Source organism: Yersinia enterocolitica, assembly GCA_002082245.2.
Taxonomy (GTDB): Bacteria; Pseudomonadota; Gammaproteobacteria; order Enterobacterales; family Enterobacteriaceae; genus Yersinia; species Yersinia enterocolitica_E.
On record NBTC02000002.1, the window covers coordinates 2275118 to 2292916 of the forward strand.

Genomic DNA, 17799 nt, shown 5'->3' on the forward strand with positions numbered 1-17799 from the left:
CAAAAAGGGGGCGATTTCTCGCCCCCTTGAGGATTAACGATTACTGTCTGGCAATGATATGCCCGTTTTCCACATCTAAAGTAACAGGTACTCCCGGGATTAATTTGCCGGAAAGTATCTGCTGCGCCAGCGGGTTCTCGATTTCCTGCTGAATCGCGCGTTTCAATGGCCGTGCACCATAAACAGGGTCAAAGCCGGTTTCCCCCAGGAACTCCAACGCAGGTTGAGTAATGGTAACCTGATAGCCACGCTCTTCCAGACGTTTATACAGCCGCTCCAGTTGAATACTGGCAATTGAGGCCAGATGTGCTCGACCAAGCGGATGGAAGACAACCACCTCATCTATACGGTTAATAAATTCAGGACGGAAGTGATGGCTAACAACCTCCATCACCATATTCTTCATTTCGGTATAACTTCTTTCACCGAAACGTTCCTGAATCAAATCTGAACCGAGGTTAGAGGTCATGATGACAACCGTGTTACGGAAATCAACCGTTCTCCCCTGCCCGTCAGTCAAGCGACCATCATCCAATACCTGCAACAAGATGTTGAACACATCAGGATGTGCTTTTTCCACTTCATCTAACAAGATTACAGAATAAGGACGACGGCGCACCGCTTCCGTCAGATAACCACCTTCCTCATAGCCAACGTAGCCCGGAGGTGCACCAACCAGCCGAGATACGGAGTGTTTCTCCATAAACTCTGACATATCAATACGCACCATGGCATCGTCGCTGTCGAACAAGAACGTGGCCAATGCTTTACATAATTCAGTTTTACCTACCCCCGTCGGGCCTAAGAATAAGAAGGAACCAATTGGCCGGTTCGGATCTGATAACCCAGCACGACTACGGCGGATAGCATTGGATACTGCTTCGACTGCTTCATCCTGACCAATGACACGTTTATGCAGGTCTTGTTCCATGCGCAGCAGTTTATCGCGTTCACTTTCCAGCATGCGTGATACCGGAATACCCGTCCAGCGCGCCAGGACATCAGCAATCTCAACCTCAGTGACACGATTGCGCAGCAACTTCATGGTTTTCCCTTCCAGCGCATTGGCTGCCGCTAGCTGTTTTTCCAACTCAGGGATTTTACCGTACTGAAGTTCTGACATCCGAGCCAAGTCACCCACACGTCGAGCCTGTTCTAAGGTAATTTTGGCCTGTTCCAACTCAGTCTTAATATTCTGAGTCCCAGTCAGTGAGGCTTTTTCAGCTTTCCACTCTTCTTCCAGCTCAGAATACTCACGCTCTTTCTGCTCTAATTCGGTATTGAGCATTTCCAGCCGTTTTTTACTGGCGTCATCGGATTCTTTGTTCAGCGCTTGCTGTTCCAGTTTCAATTGGATAATTCGGCGCTCCAGCCGATCCAATGATTCTGGTTTTGAATCCATTTGCATACGGATACTGGAACCGGCTTCATCGATCAGGTCAATGGCTTTATCCGGTAACTGGCGATCCGAAATATAACGGTGCGACAGTGTTGCCGCGGCAACAATTGCCGGGTCGGTGATCTGCACATGGTGATGCAGTTCATATCGCTCTTTAAGCCCGCGCAAAATAGCAATGGTGTCTTCGACTGTCGGTTCCGCAACATAGACTTTCTGGAAACGCCGCTCCAGCGCCGCATCCTTCTCTATATACTGGCGATATTCGTCCAGGGTGGTCGCACCGACGCAATGCAGTTCACCGCGCGCTAACGCAGGTTTCAGCATGTTACCAGCATCCATCGCCCCATCGCCTTTCCCAGCGCCAACCATGGTATGCAATTCATCAATAAACAAGATCACACTACCTTCTTGTTTTGATAAATCGTTCAACACGCCTTTTAGACGCTCTTCAAATTCACCACGATACTTAGCACCGGCAATCAGTGAGCCCATATCTAATGACAGCACACGTTTATGTTTCAGGCCTTCAGGCACTTCGCCATTGACGATACGTTGTGCCAACCCTTCCACGATGGCGGTTTTACCGACACCGGGTTCACCAATTAATACCGGGTTGTTTTTGGTACGACGTTGTAACACCTGAATAGTACGGCGAATCTCTTCATCACGGCCAATCACCGGATCAAGTTTCCCCTGCTCTGCACGCTCAGTCAGGTCGATAGTGAATTTTTTCAACACCTGACGCTGATCTTCGGCGCCTGGATCATCGACTTTGTCACCACCACGCATATTTTCAATTGCCTTATCTATTTTATCAGTTGTTGCACCGGCAGCCTTTAACATGTCAGTTAAGGTGCCGCGGTCTTCAAGCACTGCCAACACGAACAGTTCTGAAGAGATAAACTTATCTGCACGCTTTTGCGCTAACTTGTCACAAAGATTCAATACACGTACCAGCTCGTTTGATGGTTGAACATCACCGCCGGTACCTTCAACTTGTGGAAGACGACCTAAAGCCTGCTCAATGTCGCTGCGCAAACTGGCAACATTAATACCCGCCGAGGTCAACAATGGGCGAACCGTCCCCCCATCCTGATTGAGCAGTGCGCTCATCAAATGTAACGGTTCAATAAACTGGTTGTCGCGCCCAAGCGCTAAAGACTGGGCATCGGCGAGGGCAAGCTGGAATTTGCTAGTAAGACGATCCAGACGCATAACACCTCCGATATTGGTCAAAATTGCTACTGGAGATTAGATGAGGTCATCCCTCAAATTTTCAAGGTTATTTCGACACTATATTTAAAGTAATTCGTTATGCGTCAGCGGATCGTCCTAATTCAGTAGGTTATATCAGCCAGACTAAACTTGCCATACGTCCAGTGATTCCATCGCGCCGATAAGAGAAAAATTGCTGTTTTTCACTCACAGTACAGCGATTACCGCCATAAATAGCGTGAATGCCTGCAGCCTGTAGCCGCAAATGAGCCAATAGATAGATGTCAGCGAGATATTTAGTGCCTGAGGGAACAAAAGCAGAGGCGGATGCTGGGTCGATATTGATAAAGGCCTGTTTCACCTCTTCACCCACTTCGAACTGCTGTGGGCCAATGGCTGGGCCTAACCAGGCAATAATAGAAGCAGGGGCCGCGTTGAACTGCGCCAGCGTCTGTTCAAGGACGCCAGCACATAAACCGCGCCAACCAGCATGTGCGGCCGCAACTTCATCGCCTGCTAATGAACAAAACAGGACCGGTAGGCAATCTGCGGTCATTACGGTACAAACTTGCCCGGCAACCCGGCTATAAGCCGCGTCTGCCTGTACATCAGCTACCGCCTTACCATCCAGATGCAGGACACGAGTACCATGCACCTGCTCCAACCAAACAGGCATTTGCGGCAAGCCAGCCAGTTCAACTAATCGCTGGCGATTAGCTGTCACACTGGCTGCAACATCACCAACATGGGTACCAAGGTTTAATGAATCATAAGGCGATTCGCTGATACCACCGTGACGGGTGGTGCTACATGCCTTAACACCGGCAGGCATCGGCCAGTCTGGAAGTATCAGTTGGGGACTCATTACCAATCCATCTGGTCTTTGAATTCTTCAGTATCAGCCTTCAGCGCATTTATCAGCTCAACCATATCTTCTGGTAATGCTGCATGCCATTCCATTTGGATACCACTGATAGGGTGATACAAACGCAGCATGGTTGCATGCAATGCCTGACGATCAAAACCACGCAGAATGGAAATAAAGGAATCAGAGGCGCCTCTAGGTGGGCGCGGACGGCCACCATAAAACTGATCACCCACCAGTGGATGGTTAATATGAGACATATGCACGCGGATCTGATGGGTACGGCCCGTTTCTAAACGCAAACGCAGGCGGGTATGGGCGCGGAAATGCTCCATAATCCGGTAATGGGTAGTTGCTGGTTTACCCATTGGGTGCACAGCCATGTGAGTACGCTTGGTGGAATGACGAGAAATTGGCTCATCGACCCGACCGCCCGCAGTCATATTGCCAATGGCTACGGCTTCATATTCACGGGTAATTTCACGCGCTTGCAGTGCTTCAACCAAACGCGTTTGTGCCGGAACCGTTTTTGCTACTACCATCAAACCAGTAGTATCTTTATCCAGGCGATGAACGATACCCGCGCGCGGGACATCCATGATTTCAGGATAATAATAGAGCAGCGCATTCAGAACCGTACCATCTGGGTTGCCGGCTCCGGGATGCACAACTAAACCACGGGGTTTATTAATGACCAAAATATCGTTATCTTCATAGACGATATCCAGTGGGATGTCTTGAGGCGCCCAGCGGGCATCTTCCTCAATTTGCGCGTCAATGGCGACGAGCTCACCACCCAACACTTTTTCTTTAGGCTTATTAATTGTTTTACCGTCGACTGTAACCCTGTCTTCCAAAATCCACTCTTTTATGCGAGATCTTGAATAATCAGGGAACAATTCGGCCAAAGCCTGATCTAACCGTTGACCGAGTTGAGATTCGGCCACCGTTGCGCTGAGTTGTACTTGTTGTGCCATATGCAGCTTCTTGTTCGTTAACGTTGGGTTTTGACGGCGATGCCGTTTAATATAATGTGCTATTGTATCTAGATCTTTGTCGGGAGCTTAACGGACAGTCTCCCGGAATAACACTTCGAGGATAATCAAAACGTCATGACGCGTATGAAATATCTGGTGGCTGCCGCCACGTTGAGCCTGGTGCTGACCGGTTGCTCCAGTAACAAGGACGTGGTTCCCGATAACCCGCCTTCTGAGCTCTATGCTACCGCTCAGCAAAAACTGCAGGACGGTAACTTTAAGGGAGCTATTACGCAACTAGAAGCGTTAGATAACCGCTATCCTTTCGGGCCTTACTCCCAACAAGTTCAGCTTGATTTGATTTATGCGTATTATAAATCTGCTGATCTGCCGTTGGCGCAAGCCTCAATCGATCGCTTTATGCGCCTCAATCCAACACATCCTAACATCGATTACGTATTATATATGCGTGGTTTGACTGACATGGCTCTGGATGACAGCGCATTGCAAGGTTTCTTCGGGATTGATCGTTCAGACCGCGACCCGCAACATGCCAAGGCCGCATTCCGCGATTTTAACCAGTTGATTCAAAACTATCCGAACAGCCAGTACGCAACTGATGCGCAAAAACGCCTGACGTTCTTGAAAAATCGTCTGGCCAAGCATGAACTGGCCGTGGCGCAATATTACACTAAACGAGGCGCTTACGTCGCGGTAGTTAACCGTGTAGAACAAATGTTGAGAGATTATCCTGATACTCAAGCAACCCGTGATGCGTTGCCATTGATGGAAAATGCTTATAAACAACTGCAACTCAATGCCGAGGCAGACAAAGTTGCCAAGATAATTGCAGCGAACCCAGCCTGATATTGTCTGGCTCGATAAAATAACAAACGGCAGCCTAGGCTGCCGTTTTCAATTCTTGCCTTACGGCAGATGTTCACTTTACTGGTGTAGGCCGAGAAAACTCACTGCATCAGACTATCGCGCTAATATGCTATCTAAAACAGAAAAATAACGCCGTTTTTAACTGAATGCAGGCAATATAACTTATCAATAATGCGGCATTATAATCAATGATTCAAGCCCCCAGCCGCTATTCCTGACGTTGAATCACAGTTCCCATGACCTTTGCAAAAAGTGACAAAAAAAAGTGACCTTGATCATACATTTTGTGAGAAAGAGAGGTATGCTGAAGTTATCCAAGACGGAGCAGACAGAGAGGTAAGTCATATGACAGTCAACATTACCAGTAAGCAAATGGATATTACCCCAGCAATTCGCAAGCATGTTGAAGACCGTCTCACCAAACTGGATAAATGGCAGGCCCAGTTAATAAACCCGCACATCGTACTGTCTAAAGGTCCACAAGGATTTGTTGCCGATGCAACTATCAGTACACCAATGGGGCCATTGGTTGCCAGTGCCAAACATGATGATATGTATGCTGCAATTAATGAGCTTATCACCAAACTAGAACGCCAATTAAATAAAGTGCAGCACAAAGGTGAAGCTCGCCGCGCAGCAAGTAGTGTTAAAGAAGCTAATCTGGAATCAGTAGATGTAGAGGAAGAAGAGTCCGAGCAAGAACAATAGCCGGAGCCATCCATCTCATTTCGGATCTAACGCGCCTTTGGGCGCGTTTTTTATTGACAGCAATTCAGGCTGGCGGTTAATTTAGAGTCTGATCAGTTTTAAGAACTGACTTTCTTTACTATTTTTTTCGTGGCAACACACTTACGAGTAAAACAGGTAACCAGTAACGATGATCAATAAAGTGTTTTTCTTCGCATTCTTTTTTACCTTCCCCTGATTGGGAGGCGTTTCGTCGTGTGATAAAGAATGCGAAGACGAACAACAAAGCCTCCCAAGCGGGAGGCTTTTTTTATGTGTATATCCTCGTCATACTTCAAGCTGCATGTGCATTGGCTACCTTCCTGCTGCTCGAATTATTTAGGGTATAATCATTCAGAAAAATAAGGCAAATCCCTATGACCGATAATCCATTACTGGTGCTACGTGAACGCATCAGCGCACTAGACTTAAAACTGCTCGCCTTGCTGGCAGAGCGGCGTGAATTAGCAGTGGATGTCGCTAAAGCTAAGCAGCTCCATCATCGTCCTATTCGCGATAAAGAGCGTGAACGTGACTTACTGGATGCCTTGATAACTGCCGCTAAGCCCTATGACCTCGACGGATTCTATGTCACTCGTCTGTTCCAACTTATTATCGAAGACTCGGTCTTAACTCAGCAGGCACTGTTACAACATCAGCTTAATCAAACCGCCCTGCATTCTGCCCGTATCGCTTTCCTGGGCCCAAAAGGCTCTTATTCACATCTGGCTGCACGTCAATATGCCGCTCGTCATTTTGAGCAACTGATTGAATGTGGTTGTCAGAAATTCCAAGATATTTTCACTCAGGTAGAAACCGGGCAAGCGGATTACGCCGTCTTACCGATAGAGAACACCAGTTCCGGCTCTATTAACGACGTTTATGATTTGCTGCAACACACCAGTTTGTTCATCGTAGGGGAAATAACCAACCCTATTGACCACTGTGTTCTGGTTGCAACTGAAACTGACCTGAGCAAAATCGAAACCGTATACAGTCACCCACAACCTTTCCAGCAGTGCAGCCAGTTCATTAATCGTTTCCCTCATTGGAAAATTGAGTATTGCGAAAGCACTGCTGCGGCGATGGAAAAAGTGGCACAAATGAACTCGCCAACAGCCGCCGCTCTGGGTAGTGAAGCCGGTGGTGCACTGTATAATTTGCAGGTGCTGGAACATAATCTGGCGAATCAGCAACAAAATATCACTCGCTTCATTGTTCTTGCCCGTAAGTCCATTGAAGTTTCAGAGCAGATACCGGCCAAAACCACCTTAATTATGGCGACGGGTCAGCAATCAGGGGCACTGGTTGAAGCACTATTAGTGCTGCGAGACCACGGTATCATCATGACGAAACTGGAATCCCGCCCGATTAATGGCAATCCGTGGGAAGAGATGTTTTATATTGATGTGCAGGCTAATTTACGGTCCGATTCGATGCAAAAAGCGCTGGCAGACTTAGCACCTATTACCCGTTCATTGAAAATATTGGGTTGCTACCCAAGCGAGAACGTGATTCCGGTCAATCCAAGTTAACGCAGCTTTAGAGATTCACAACGCTTAGGATTTACAAGGCCCAAGGATGGGCCGAGTAACAAGTGCAACCAATGACGGGTATGATTATAGCCGGCTATCGTTCGCCTGACGCAGCAATGAACGGCTCTCCACCAGAAAACGCTCTGCATAATCGCCAAACCAGTGCTCAACTTTCTGAAAACTTTGGACAAAGGCTTGTTTATCACTCTGCTCGAGCAAAGTAATCGCTTCACCAAAGCGTTTGTAATAACGTTTAATTAGCGCCAGATTATCTTCCGAAGACATAATAATATCGGCATAAAGCTGTGGGTCTTGCGCAAACAACCGCCCAACCATCGCCAGTTCCAGACGATAAATCGGTGAAGACAGTGCCAACAATTGCTCTAGCTGCACGTTTTCCTCAGCCAGATGTAGCCCATAGGCAAAGGTCGCAAAATGCCGTAATGCCTGAATAAATGCCATATTCTGATCATGTTCGACAGCGCTGATGCGGTGTAATCTTGCCCCCCATACCTGTAACTGCTCCAACAGCCACTGGTATGCTTGCGGGTCGCGACCATCACAATACACCACCACTTGCTTCGCCAGACTGCCCACATCAGGGCCAAACATCGGATGCAGACCCACAACCGGCCCTTCATGAGCAGCCAGCATGGCTTGCAGCGGCTTGTTTTTCACCGAAGCGAGATCCAATAAAATGCAATCTGGCGGTAATTTTGGCAATCGCCCAATCACTTCTTCAGTGATATGGATGGGTACACTAACAATCACCATACCAGCATCCGCCAGAATGGACTCAGCCTGTGGCCAGTCCTCTTGCTCCAGTGTTTTCACCTGGTAACCAGACAAGCCCAGCATGCGGCTAAATAAACGCCCCATCTGCCCTTGCCCACCGATAATGACTACGGGCCGCAATTGTGGGCACAAGGTTTTAAAACCTTTGTCATTCTCGCTGGTATAAGACTCTCGCATTATCCGACGCAATACGTCTTCAATCAAATCCGGCGGTACACCTAAAGCCTCAGCTTCCTGTCGGCGTGAGGCCAACATCAAAGCCTCACGATCTGGAACATAAATAGGTAAACCATAACGGCTTTTAACTTCACCTACTTCTGCCACTAAATGCAGGCGTTTAGCCAGCAAGTCCAACAGGGCTTTATCGACTTCATCAATTTGATCGCGTAAAGCGGTCAGTTCAGCCACCATACTTACTCTTCCTCTACAGTCCGTGCCGCCAGCACTGAACGCAATTCTTGATGCATGCCACGTAACAAGGTTTCGGTGCTTTCCCAGTTAATACAGGCATCGGTCACTGAAACCCCGTAGTGCATAGCAGTACGGGGTTGTTCAGATGACTGATTCCCTTCGTGGATGTGGCTTTCCAACATCACACCGGTGATAGAACGATTACCCGCCTTGATCTGTTCAACCACAGATTCAGCGACGGCAGTCTGGCGACGGTAGTCTTTATTCGAATTACCATGACTGCAATCTATCATTAAGGATGGAGTGAGTCCCGCATCCTGCATCTGTTTTTCACACTGAGCGACATCTTGTGCACTGTAGTTAGGGGTTTTGCCACCACGTAAAATCACATGACCGTGTGGATTGCCCTGGGTTTGCAACAAACAAACCTGACCGGATTGGTTAATTCCCATAAAGCGATGTGGCATAGCCGCAGCACGCATTGCATTGATTGCGGTGCCCAAACTGCCATCAGTACCATTCTTGAATCCAACTGGCATGGATAAACCAGATGCCATTTCACGGTGAGTTTGTGATTCAGTGGTACGCGCACCAATTGCTGACCAACTGAACAAATCACCCAGGTATTGCGGGCTATTCGGATCCAGTGCCTCAGTTGCCAACGGCAACCCCATACCCACTAAATCCAGCAGTAATCGACGGGCAATATGTAAGCCAGCTTCCACATCGAAAGAGCCATCCATTGCCGGGTCGTTGATAAGGCCTTTCCAACCGACAGTAGTTCTTGGTTTTTCAAAATAGACACGCATAACGATATATAAGCTATCACTCAACTCCGCAGAGAGTGTTTTCAAACGACGCGCATAATCCAGAGCAGCATCCACATCGTGGATCGAACATGGGCCACAAACGACTAATAAACGTGGATCTCGTCCTTGAACAATGTCAGCAATGGTTTTGCGAGCGGATTCAATCGCATACTGATCATTGTCGCTCAAAGGAAACTGGTTTTTCAGTTCTTCCGGGGTTATCAGTATTTGTTCAGCACTGATATGGACATTATTGAGCGCATCTTTTTGCATGATCATATTCTTTACCCTATCTCTGTTTAGCGGATGTCGTTTAGCGTATTTATCGTTTGATGGGGTACACAATACCATGGCGTGTAAAGTTTTCAATCCATATGTGTAAATAAATAATTACCACACTTTTACCGCCCTATTTCTGTCCGACTTTTGCGGTAAGTCGCAGTTTCCGCAGATGGTCCCAACCTCCCTCGGAGGCCATGATAGAATGCGGAAAATTTGTGGAGGCTGTATGTTAAGAGTCATCATCGTCGACGATGAGCAACCTGCGCGTGAAGATTTACGCGAAAGACTAAGTGAAGAACACGATATTGAGATCGTCGCCGAATGCAGTAATGCACTGGAAGCAATCCCTGCAATCCAGCGCTTACAGCCCGACGTGGTGTTTCTCGACATCCAAATGCCAAGAATTAATGGCCTGGAATTGGCATCAATGTTGAATCCAGAAAACATGCCACACATCGTGTTTGTTACCGCTTACGATGAATATGCTATCCGTGCATTTGAAGAGCACGCCTTTGACTATCTGTTAAAACCACTCGATTATCAACGGCTGGCAAAAACGCTAATACGCTTAAGACGCGGCCTTACCGTAAATAATAATTTACATAAAATCACTGAACCCATGCTGCGGCATATCCCCTGTTCCGGTCATAACCGTATTTTTTTGCTGAAAATTGAAGAAGTAGAATATCTAAGCTCTGAGCTTAGCGGGGTGCATGTCGTCGGGACAGTGCAATCAGGCTATACCCAGTTGTCACTCAAAACACTCGAAGAAAAAACACCATTTATCCGCTGCCACCGTCAATATATGGTGAATACTGAACAACTGGGAGAAATTCAACTGATGGATAACGGCTCAGCCGAAGTGATTACCCGTAGCGGTAGGCATATCCCGGTGAGTCGCCGCTACTTAAAATCACTGAAGGAGAAATTAGGTATTAGTTGAGAGATGTGGCAGTTAAAAATCACAGAAAATTCCCCGACCGATTGTACGCTTTATCAATGCATGCCAATCATTAACAGCATGGCGGTGCCAACGCAAAAGGAAAACCGCCCTCAAGTTATGATCCAATTGATAATATTAATGTGTTAAAACGGGAAATAATAAGTGTTATTAGAAAATTAACACATTAATTGAATACAATATTTATACATTATTTTCACAATCAGACCATATATCCCATAATTCCCTCCTCACGCCACTTTAATTAATTAGAAAAGTCTGGGCTGATATAAAAATAGAGGCAGATCTCAGATTTAATTAATTACATAACTAAACAATACTCCCTTGATATTAGCCAAGTTTTAATCAATACAATCTGTGCTCTGATAGAGAAAGTCGAGTAAGAGCCATGCTCATTGCTTAAAACCAGCAAATACCTAACCGAATTTCATTCATGTTGGAAGCAAGGGAACGTTATGATAACACTACAATTTATAATTATAATTATATGTCTACTACTGGGGACACGCTACGGAGGTATGGGGCTGGGGTTAATAAGTGGTATCGGCTTATTTATTCTAACCTTTATCTTTGGGCTTGAACCAGGGAAACCACCAGTAGATGTCATGCTCACCATATTAGCTGTTATTGGTTGTGCATCTGTATTACAAACTGCCGGTGGATTAAATGTAATGATGCAATTTGCCGAGCGCTTATTACGTCGGCACCCTCAGCATATTACGCTACTAGCTCCATTTACAACCTGGTCATTAACCTTTTTATGTGGCACCGGGCACGTTGTTTATACCATGTTCCCGATTATTTCTGATATTGCCATTAAGAAAAGTATTCGCCCGGAACGACCAATGGCTGTTGCATCCGTTGCTTCACAAATGGCTATTACCGCCTCACCCGTATCGGTAGCTGTCGTATCATTAGTATCAATTATTGGTGCCAACCACGGTATCGGCCATGCTTACAGCATTCTGGAGATTCTGGCCGTATCAGTCCCAGCCTCTTTAGTTGGGGTACTAATGGCAGCCTTGTGGAGTCTGCGTCGTGGTAAAGACCTGGATAAAGACCCTGATTTTCAAGAGAGAATTAAAGATCCAGAGCAACGCTCCTTTATCTATGGTTCAACAGATACATTATTGAATCAGGTTTTCCCGAAACAAGCCTACTGGTCTACCTGGATATTCTTCGCAGCTATCGCAATAGTGGTATTACTGGGCGCTTTTGCTGATCTGCGACCAGCCTTTGAAGTTAAGGGCAAATTGCAGTCACTGTCAATGAACCTGGTTATTCAGATGATGATGCTGATAGCTGGTGCGGTTATATTGATGGGCTGTAAAGTTAAACCCAGTGATATCTCTAACGGTGCCGTATTTAAAGCTGGCATGGTTGCTATCTTCTCGGTATTCGGTGTTGCCTGGATGAGTGATACCTTCTTCCAAGCCCATATGGGTGATTTGAAACTGGTATTGGAAGATGTCGTGAAAAGTAAGCCTTGGACTTATGCCATTGTTCTGTTCTTGGTTTCCAAACTGGTAAACAGCCAAGCGGCAGCATTAGCCGCCATCGCACCAATGGGCCTGCAACTTGGTGTTGATCCTAAAATGTTGATTGCCTTCTTCCCTGCAGCTTATGGCTACTTTGTTCTGCCAACTTATCCAAGCGACCTTGCTTGCATCGGTTTTGACCGTTCAGGTACCACCAAGATTGGTAAATTTATCATTAACCATAGTTTTATCATCCCAGGTCTTATCGGTGTTATTAGCTCGTGTATCACCGGTTACCTACTGGTAACGACCTTTATGTAATTACTCGGTATACAGATGATATGCAAAGAGGCCAGTCCATTGTGAACTGGCCTCTTTAATTTTGTGGCATAAGAATTTCATGCTGTGAACAAAATATCTGTTTTTATTATTTTATTACTCACAGTAAAAAGTTGATACACTCTTTTTATTACATTTTAAGAATTAACTCATCGGAAAAACCTTCTTATTATAATTAATTATTCAATCCGAAATATCTTCTGATTTAGTTGGATCACAACTGCTACAATGCGGGCCGCAGCACAAAAATCATTTTTTTCACCATGGGCCTATTATGTTTTCTTTGCGTCATACCAGGGCGTTGCCGTTTTATCTCAGCGCAATCGCTTTATCCCTCATCAGCACTTCAGTTCTTGCTGATGGGACTGTTTTTACTGCCTTAGATGATCCAGCTACAGCCAAGAAGAGCTTTGATGGTACTGTCGAGGCTGGCTATACCGCACAATCAGGTAATACCACTAACTCAACGTTGACCGCTAACTCAACGTTAACCTGGTTCCAACCTAACACCGCCTATAGTTTGTGGGGAGCCGCACGTAATACCAGCGCTAACAATCAACGCTCTTCCGAACGTTACCAGCTAGGCGGGCGTACCCGCTATAATCTGACTGACAGTAACTACCTGTTCGGGCAAGCCAGTTGGCTGAATGATCGCTACAACGGTTTTGATTCCCGGTCGGTATTAACTACCGGTTATGGCCGCCAGATTATGACCACACCGTTGCACAACCTACGGGTGGAATTTGGTCCCGGTGTTCGCCACGATGAATTTTATGGTGGTGGTCGAGCCACTAAAGCATTGGCTTATGGCGGTGCGAACTATACCTATCAACTAACTGATAATACGGTGTTTAGCGAAGGGGTTTCCGCATTAGCGAACGAAGAAACTACACTGAACTCTGAAACTGCGTTAAATGTTGCCATCAATAAAAGTTTCGCACTGCGCCTGGCTTATGTTGTGACTTATAACACTAAGCCACCTGCCAGCGCGCCTAAAAATACTGATACCACAACATCAATAACTCTGGTTTACGGCCTGTAATCATCTATTAGTCTCTTTAGCGTGGTGTGATGCCACGCTAATTATCTCAGTTCGCCTTCCCCCACTTATCGCGCTGAAATCTCTGTCGTTTTTTTGTCATCATTGAAATAAAAAAAGGGGTCAGCCGATGGCTAACCCCTTCATAACTATTAACTTTTGGATGCAGCGCTAGCTGTATCTTAGTTAAGACGCTCTTTAATACGAGCAGACTTACCAGTACGCTCACGCAGATAGTACAGTTTCGCTTGACGAACGGCACCACGACGTTTCACAGTAATGCTGTCGATTACTGGGGAGTGAGTTTGGAATACACGCTCAACACCTTCGCCGTTGGAAATTTTACGAACGGTGAACGCAGAATGCAGACCGCGGTTACGAATAGCGATAACCACGCCCTCGAATGCCTGCAGACGCTTTTTAGAACCTTCAACAACCCATACCTTCACTTCCACGGAATCACCCGGACGGAATGCAGGTACGTCCTGCTTCATCTGCTCTTGTTCGATTTGCTTGATAATATTGCTCATAATAAGTCTCTTACCCTAGGTAAACTGATATATCAGGAAGTTGGCACGCGGCACAACACTCCTTTCATAGTTCTGTTGCTTCAGGGCTTGTGTTCCCGTTGGAACTCAGCCAGCAACACCATTTGCTCGTCAGTCAGAGCTAGGCTTTCTAGAAGTTCAGGTCTTCTAAGCCAGGTACGGCCCAGCGACTGCTTTAAGCGCCAGCGACGAATCTCGGCATGGTTGCCCGACAGTAATACTGGCGGAACTTCCATCCCTTCTAACACCTCAGGACGAGTGTAGTGTGGGCAATCCAGCAATCCATCAACAAAGGAATCTTCCTCTGCTGAAGCCTGATGACCTAGCACTCCCGGGATAAAGCGGGATACTGAATCTATCAGAGCCATTGCCGGCAGCTCTCCACCGCTGAGAACGTAATCACCAATTGACCATTCTTCATCAATTTCGGTTTTCAGTACGCGCTCATCAACACCTTCGTACCGACCACATACCAGAATCATCTTCTGATTGGTAGCCAATTCGCAAACACCCTGTTGGTCCAGTTTGCGCCCTTGAGGTGACAGATAAATCACCTTTGCTCCCTCGCCTGCCGCTGCTTTTGCTGCATGAATGGCTTCCCTTAGCGGTTGCACCATCATCAGCATTCCCGGGCCACCGCCGTATGGGCGGTCATCCACGGTACGATGCCGATCGTAGGTAAAGTCACGAGGACTCCAACACTGCACGCTCAGCAGGCCATTTTTTACTGCCCGGCCAGTTACCCCGTAATCGGTTATTGCGCGGAACATCTCGGGAAACAGGCTAATAACACCGATCCACATCGTTTTGTTCCACTCACTTTTGCCGTTTAATTCGGAGGTCAAAAACCAGGATCCCAATCTACCTCAACACGTTGAGCAGTGAGATCGACTTTCTTGATAACCTGCCCATGAAGAAACGGGACCAACCGCTCCTTCATACCGAATGCATCTTTCAGGTTTGCCTTCACTACCATCACATCGTTAGAACCGGTTTCCATCATATCGATGATTTTACCCAGTTCGTAACCCGTGGTTGTTACTACCTGACAGCCCATAAGGTCTTTCCAGTAGTAATCATCCTCTTCTAGTGCGGGTAGTTGCTTGGAATCTACGATAATTTCGCAATTAGTCAGTAAATTCGCGGCATCCCGATCGTCAACACCTTTAACTTTGATGATCAGATCTTGACTGTGGCGCTTCCAGTCTTCCAACTCGACATGCTGCCACTTACCGGCCTGCTGGATAAACCACGGCTGGTAATCAAAAATGCTTTCGGCGTTTTCGGTGGATGAAAATACTCTGAGCCAACCGCGAATGCCGTAAGTTGAACCCATTTTACCGAGTACAATCGGCTGATCGGGAACCACTGGATTGAGTTGCTTGCTCATAATAACCACCACCGCGACAGATTAAGCTGCTTTCTTAGCGTCTTTGATCAGCGCAGATACGCGATCAGAAACTGTTGCACCCAGGCCAACCCAATGTTCGATACGGTCCAGGTCCAAACGCAGAGCTTCAGCCTGACCAGCTGCGATCGGGTTAAAGAAGCCTACACGTTCGATAAAACGACCGTCACGAGCATTACGGCTGTCGGTCACTACTACTTGATAGAACGGACGCTTTTTAGCGCCGCCACGAGCCAAACGAATTGTTACCATAACATCCTCTTTAGTTAATAAAACAACTGGACCCCATCGGGGAACGGGGTCCAGTTGCAATATAAAAAGCCCGAAAATTTTACTCATTTTGGCGCAAAAAGCAATCTAAAGCGTAGATTCCTGTGCGCTAGTTTTGGAATGAGTACAGTTTTCTTCGTTTACCGCCGTTTTCAGCGGGAAATCATTACTCATCTCACACGGTTAACACCACTGCGTGAAATATACCCTTCGTACTTGAAACCACAGGGTTGTTGGCTGCGCGCACTAACCCGAATCATTTACTTGAGTAAGTTCATCGTGATTAGTTTACTGGCCGCCTACCTGAAACCCCAATCACTTTGGGTATGACGTTTAGCGGCCTGGGAAACCCGGTGGCATCATACCCTTCATGCCACGCATCATTTTAGCCAAGCCACCATTCTTCATTTTCTTCATCATGCGCTGCATTTCATCAAACTGCTTAAGTAAGCGGTTAACATCCTGTACCTGCACGCCAGAACCAGTAGCAATACGGCGCTTACGCGAGCCTTTGATGATCTCTGGTTTAGCACGTTCTTTCAGCGTCATCGAATTGATGATGGCCTCCATACGTACCGTCACCTTATCGTCCATCTGCGATTTCACGTTTTCTGGCAACTGACCGGCACCCGGCATTTTACTCAACATGCTGGCCATACCGCCCATATTGCGCATTTGCTTCAACTGATCAAGGAAGTCGTTGAGATCGAAACCATCACCTTTTTTCAGCTTGGTGGCTAGTTTCTCCGCCTGTGCACGGTCAACTTTGCTTTCGATATCTTCAATCAGCGACAGCACGTCGCCCATCCCCAGAATGCGTGAAGCCACGCGATCCGGGTGGAATGGTTCCAGTGCGTCGGACTTTTCACCCACGCCCAAGAATTTAATCGGCTTGCCGGTAATATGGCGGATAGACAGAGCCGCACCACCACGAGCATCACCATCAACTTTGGTCAGCACCACACCCGTGAGCGGCAACGCTTCGTTGAATGCTTTCGCCGTGTTTGCAGCATCCTGACCGGTCATTGCATCGACGACAAACAAGGTTTCAACCGGATTAATCGCGGCATGAATCTGTTTGATCTCGTCCATCATCGCTTCATCGACGTGCAAGCGACCGGCGGTATCGACAATCAGAACATCATAAAACTTAAGTTTTGCCTGTTGCAGGGCACGATTAACAATATCAATCGGCTTTTCTTGTACATCAGACGGGAAGAAATCAATATCAACACCCTGGGCCAGCGTCTCCAACTGTTTGATCGCCGCAGGGCGATACACGTCGGCAGACACAACCAGCACTTTTTTCTTCTGTTTCTCTTTAAGGAACTTACCCAGTTTGGCCACACTGGTGGTTTTACCCGCCCCTTGCAGACCGGCCATTAACACCACTGCTGGCGGTTGAGCTGCCAGATTCAGTTCGTTATTGACCTCACCCATGGCGGTGATAAGTTCATTTTTAACTATTTTGACGAATTCTTGGCCTGGTGTGAGGCTTTTATTCACCTCATGCCCGACAGCACGCTCTTTTACCCGGTTGATAAAGTCACGAACCACCGGCAGGGCTACGTCAGCTTCCAGTAACGCCATGCGCACTTCACGCAGCGTTTCTTTAATATTTTCTTCTGTCAGCCGGCCACGGCCGCTGATATTGCGCAGTGTGCGCGACAATCGATCAGTTAAGTTCTCAAACATTGTCTCATACTCAACGTGGAAACAGGCCGCTCTGGCGACACAATGGGGGGATTATAACACGAAGCTTAAACGATCTCTGCTCTCACGTCGGAGAACGGTTGGAGAGGAACGCGCTCAACGCTATACTGGCTATCTAATTCACTTAGCCGATGCTCATAT

17 protein-coding genes and 1 pseudogene are annotated in these 17799 nt (G+C 47.0%); 7 read left to right on the forward strand and 11 right to left on the reverse strand.

The genetic code is table 11. The features are described 5' to 3' along the window. Nucleotides 1-40: 40 nt before the first annotated feature. The 4 genes and pseudogenes from A6J66_011890 to A6J66_011905 all read right to left on the reverse strand — a co-directional run bounded on the left by A6J66_011890 (nucleotide 41) and on the right by A6J66_011905 (nucleotide 4565). Complete coding sequence (locus tag A6J66_011890) at nucleotides 41-2614, reverse strand: ATP-dependent chaperone ClpB (GenBank protein ID PNM24824.1); 2574 nt, start codon at nucleotides 2612-2614, stop codon at nucleotides 41-43. Nucleotides 2615-2744: 130 nt separating this feature from the next. After that, a complete protein-coding gene (locus A6J66_011895; protein PNM24825.1) occupies nucleotides 2745-3479 on the reverse strand; it encodes a peptidoglycan editing factor PgeF in 735 nt (244 codons plus the stop codon). Continuing rightward, nucleotides 3479-4456 (reverse strand): 23S rRNA pseudouridine(1911/1915/1917) synthase RluD, encoded by a 978-nt coding sequence (locus A6J66_011900; GenBank protein PNM24826.1) that lies wholly within the window; start codon nucleotides 4454-4456, stop codon nucleotides 3479-3481. Before A6J66_011900 ends, A6J66_011895 begins: the two co-directional genes overlap by 1 nt. Next, a pseudogene (locus A6J66_011905) lies at nucleotides 4368-4565 on the reverse strand (hypothetical protein). The gene A6J66_011900 and the pseudogene A6J66_011905 overlap by 89 nt, the downstream one beginning before the upstream one ends. A gap of 26 nt (nucleotides 4566-4591) precedes the next feature. Here A6J66_011905 and A6J66_011910 point away from each other — a divergent pair. From A6J66_011910 to pheA, 3 genes are all read left to right on the forward strand, one after another. Beyond that, on the forward strand, nucleotides 4592-5323 hold the full coding sequence (locus A6J66_011910; GenBank protein ID PNM24827.1) for an outer membrane protein assembly factor BamD: 732 nt from the start codon (nucleotides 4592-4594) through the stop codon (nucleotides 5321-5323). Nucleotides 5324-5689: 366 nt separating this feature from the next. After that, nucleotides 5690-6052, forward strand: a complete 363-nt coding sequence (gene raiA / locus A6J66_011915; GenBank protein ID PNM24828.1) for a ribosome-associated translation inhibitor RaiA — start codon at nucleotides 5690-5692, stop codon at nucleotides 6050-6052. 395 nt (nucleotides 6053-6447) lie between these two features. Continuing rightward, complete coding sequence (gene pheA / locus A6J66_011920) at nucleotides 6448-7605, forward strand: prephenate dehydratase (protein PNM24829.1); 1158 nt, start codon at nucleotides 6448-6450, stop codon at nucleotides 7603-7605. Nucleotides 7606-7689: 84 nt separating this feature from the next. On the opposite strand, the gene tyrA is transcribed toward pheA, so the two are convergent. Together tyrA and A6J66_011930 are read right to left on the reverse strand one after the other, a co-directional pair. Then, nucleotides 7690-8811, reverse strand: coding sequence for a bifunctional chorismate mutase/prephenate dehydrogenase (gene tyrA / locus A6J66_011925; protein ID PNM24830.1), 1122 nt, complete (start codon nucleotides 8809-8811; stop codon nucleotides 7690-7692). 2 nt (nucleotides 8812-8813) lie between these two features. Then, nucleotides 8814-9893, reverse strand: coding sequence for a 3-deoxy-7-phosphoheptulonate synthase (locus A6J66_011930; GenBank protein ID PNM24831.1), 1080 nt, complete (start codon nucleotides 9891-9893; stop codon nucleotides 8814-8816). Between the two features lie 235 nt (nucleotides 9894-10128). Here A6J66_011930 and A6J66_011935 point away from each other — a divergent pair, with 235 nt between their 5' ends. From A6J66_011935 to A6J66_011945, 3 genes are all read left to right on the forward strand, one after another. Further along, nucleotides 10129-10845 carry a two-component system response regulator YehT gene (locus A6J66_011935; GenBank protein PNM24832.1) on the forward strand — a complete coding sequence of 239 codons (717 nt, stop codon included), beginning with the start codon at nucleotides 10129-10131 and terminating at the stop codon, nucleotides 10843-10845. Between the two features lie 473 nt (nucleotides 10846-11318). Then, the gene (locus A6J66_011940) at nucleotides 11319-12662 is read left to right on the forward strand and encodes an anaerobic C4-dicarboxylate transporter (GenBank protein ID PNM24833.1); all 1344 of its coding nucleotides are present in this window, start codon (nucleotides 11319-11321) and stop codon (nucleotides 12660-12662) included. A gap of 292 nt (nucleotides 12663-12954) precedes the next feature. After that, nucleotides 12955-13722, forward strand: a complete 768-nt coding sequence (locus A6J66_011945) for a DUF481 domain-containing protein (protein PNM24834.1) — start codon at nucleotides 12955-12957, stop codon at nucleotides 13720-13722. Between the two features lie 179 nt (nucleotides 13723-13901). Here the strand turns inward: A6J66_011945 and rplS are convergent, their stop codons facing one another. The 4 genes from rplS to A6J66_011965 form a co-directional block, all read right to left on the reverse strand. Then, on the reverse strand, nucleotides 13902-14249 hold the full coding sequence (gene rplS, locus A6J66_011950; protein ID PNM24835.1) for a 50S ribosomal protein L19: 348 nt from the start codon (nucleotides 14247-14249) through the stop codon (nucleotides 13902-13904). A gap of 80 nt (nucleotides 14250-14329) precedes the next feature. After that, nucleotides 14330-15070: a tRNA (guanosine(37)-N1)-methyltransferase TrmD gene (gene trmD, locus A6J66_011955; protein ID PNM24836.1), complete on the reverse strand. Its 741-nt coding sequence runs from the start codon at nucleotides 15068-15070 to the stop codon at nucleotides 14330-14332. Nucleotides 15071-15108: 38 nt separating this feature from the next. Then, nucleotides 15109-15657, reverse strand: coding sequence for a ribosome maturation factor RimM (gene rimM / locus A6J66_011960; protein ID PNM24837.1), 549 nt, complete (start codon nucleotides 15655-15657; stop codon nucleotides 15109-15111). Nucleotides 15658-15678: 21 nt separating this feature from the next. After that, a complete protein-coding gene (locus A6J66_011965; protein ID PNM24838.1) occupies nucleotides 15679-15927 on the reverse strand; it encodes a 30S ribosomal protein S16 in 249 nt (82 codons plus the stop codon). A 54-nt stretch (nucleotides 15928-15981) separates the two neighbouring features. Between A6J66_011965 and A6J66_011970 the strand changes: the two genes are divergently transcribed. Continuing rightward, a complete protein-coding gene (locus A6J66_011970) occupies nucleotides 15982-16275 on the forward strand; it encodes a hypothetical protein (GenBank protein PNM24839.1) in 294 nt (97 codons plus the stop codon). Nucleotides 16276-16278: 3 nt separating this feature from the next. On the opposite strand, the gene A6J66_011975 is transcribed toward A6J66_011970, so the two are convergent. Next, entirely contained in the window at nucleotides 16279-17640 is a 1362-nt protein-coding gene (locus A6J66_011975) for a signal recognition particle protein (GenBank protein ID PNM24840.1), read from the reverse strand. Nucleotides 17641-17799: the final 159 nt, after the last annotated feature.

What these genes read in the sequence shown, in the direction of transcription:
- A6J66_011900 (PNM24826.1), bottom strand. Translation starts at nt 4,456, where the DNA reads ATGGCACAACAAGTACAACTCAGCGCAACGGTGGCCGAATCTCAACTC.
- A6J66_011930 (PNM24831.1), bottom strand. Translation starts at nt 9,893, where the DNA reads ATGCAAAAAGATGCGCTCAATAATGTCCATATCAGTGCTGAACAAATA.
- tyrA (PNM24830.1), bottom strand. Translation starts at nt 8,811, where the DNA reads ATGGTGGCTGAACTGACCGCTTTACGCGATCAAATTGATGAAGTCGAT.
- A6J66_011935 (PNM24832.1), top strand. Translation starts at nt 10,129, where the DNA reads ATGTTAAGAGTCATCATCGTCGACGATGAGCAACCTGCGCGTGAAGAT.
- trmD (PNM24836.1), bottom strand. Translation starts at nt 15,070, where the DNA reads ATGTGGATCGGTGTTATTAGCCTGTTTCCCGAGATGTTCCGCGCAATA.
- pheA (PNM24829.1), top strand. Translation starts at nt 6,448, where the DNA reads ATGACCGATAATCCATTACTGGTGCTACGTGAACGCATCAGCGCACTA.
- A6J66_011940 (PNM24833.1), top strand. Translation starts at nt 11,319, where the DNA reads ATGATAACACTACAATTTATAATTATAATTATATGTCTACTACTGGGG.
- A6J66_011945 (PNM24834.1), top strand. Translation starts at nt 12,955, where the DNA reads ATGTTTTCTTTGCGTCATACCAGGGCGTTGCCGTTTTATCTCAGCGCA.
- A6J66_011975 (PNM24840.1), bottom strand. Translation starts at nt 17,640, where the DNA reads ATGTTTGAGAACTTAACTGATCGATTGTCGCGCACACTGCGCAATATC.
- A6J66_011910 (PNM24827.1), top strand. Translation starts at nt 4,592, where the DNA reads ATGACGCGTATGAAATATCTGGTGGCTGCCGCCACGTTGAGCCTGGTG.
- A6J66_011890 (PNM24824.1), bottom strand. Translation starts at nt 2,614, where the DNA reads ATGCGTCTGGATCGTCTTACTAGCAAATTCCAGCTTGCCCTCGCCGAT.
- raiA (PNM24828.1), top strand. Translation starts at nt 5,690, where the DNA reads ATGACAGTCAACATTACCAGTAAGCAAATGGATATTACCCCAGCAATT.
- A6J66_011965 (PNM24838.1), bottom strand. Translation starts at nt 15,927, where the DNA reads ATGGTAACAATTCGTTTGGCTCGTGGCGGCGCTAAAAAGCGTCCGTTC.
- rimM (PNM24837.1), bottom strand. Translation starts at nt 15,657, where the DNA reads ATGAGCAAGCAACTCAATCCAGTGGTTCCCGATCAGCCGATTGTACTC.
- rplS (PNM24835.1), bottom strand. Translation starts at nt 14,249, where the DNA reads ATGAGCAATATTATCAAGCAAATCGAACAAGAGCAGATGAAGCAGGAC.
- A6J66_011895 (PNM24825.1), bottom strand. Translation starts at nt 3,479, where the DNA reads ATGAGTCCCCAACTGATACTTCCAGACTGGCCGATGCCTGCCGGTGTT.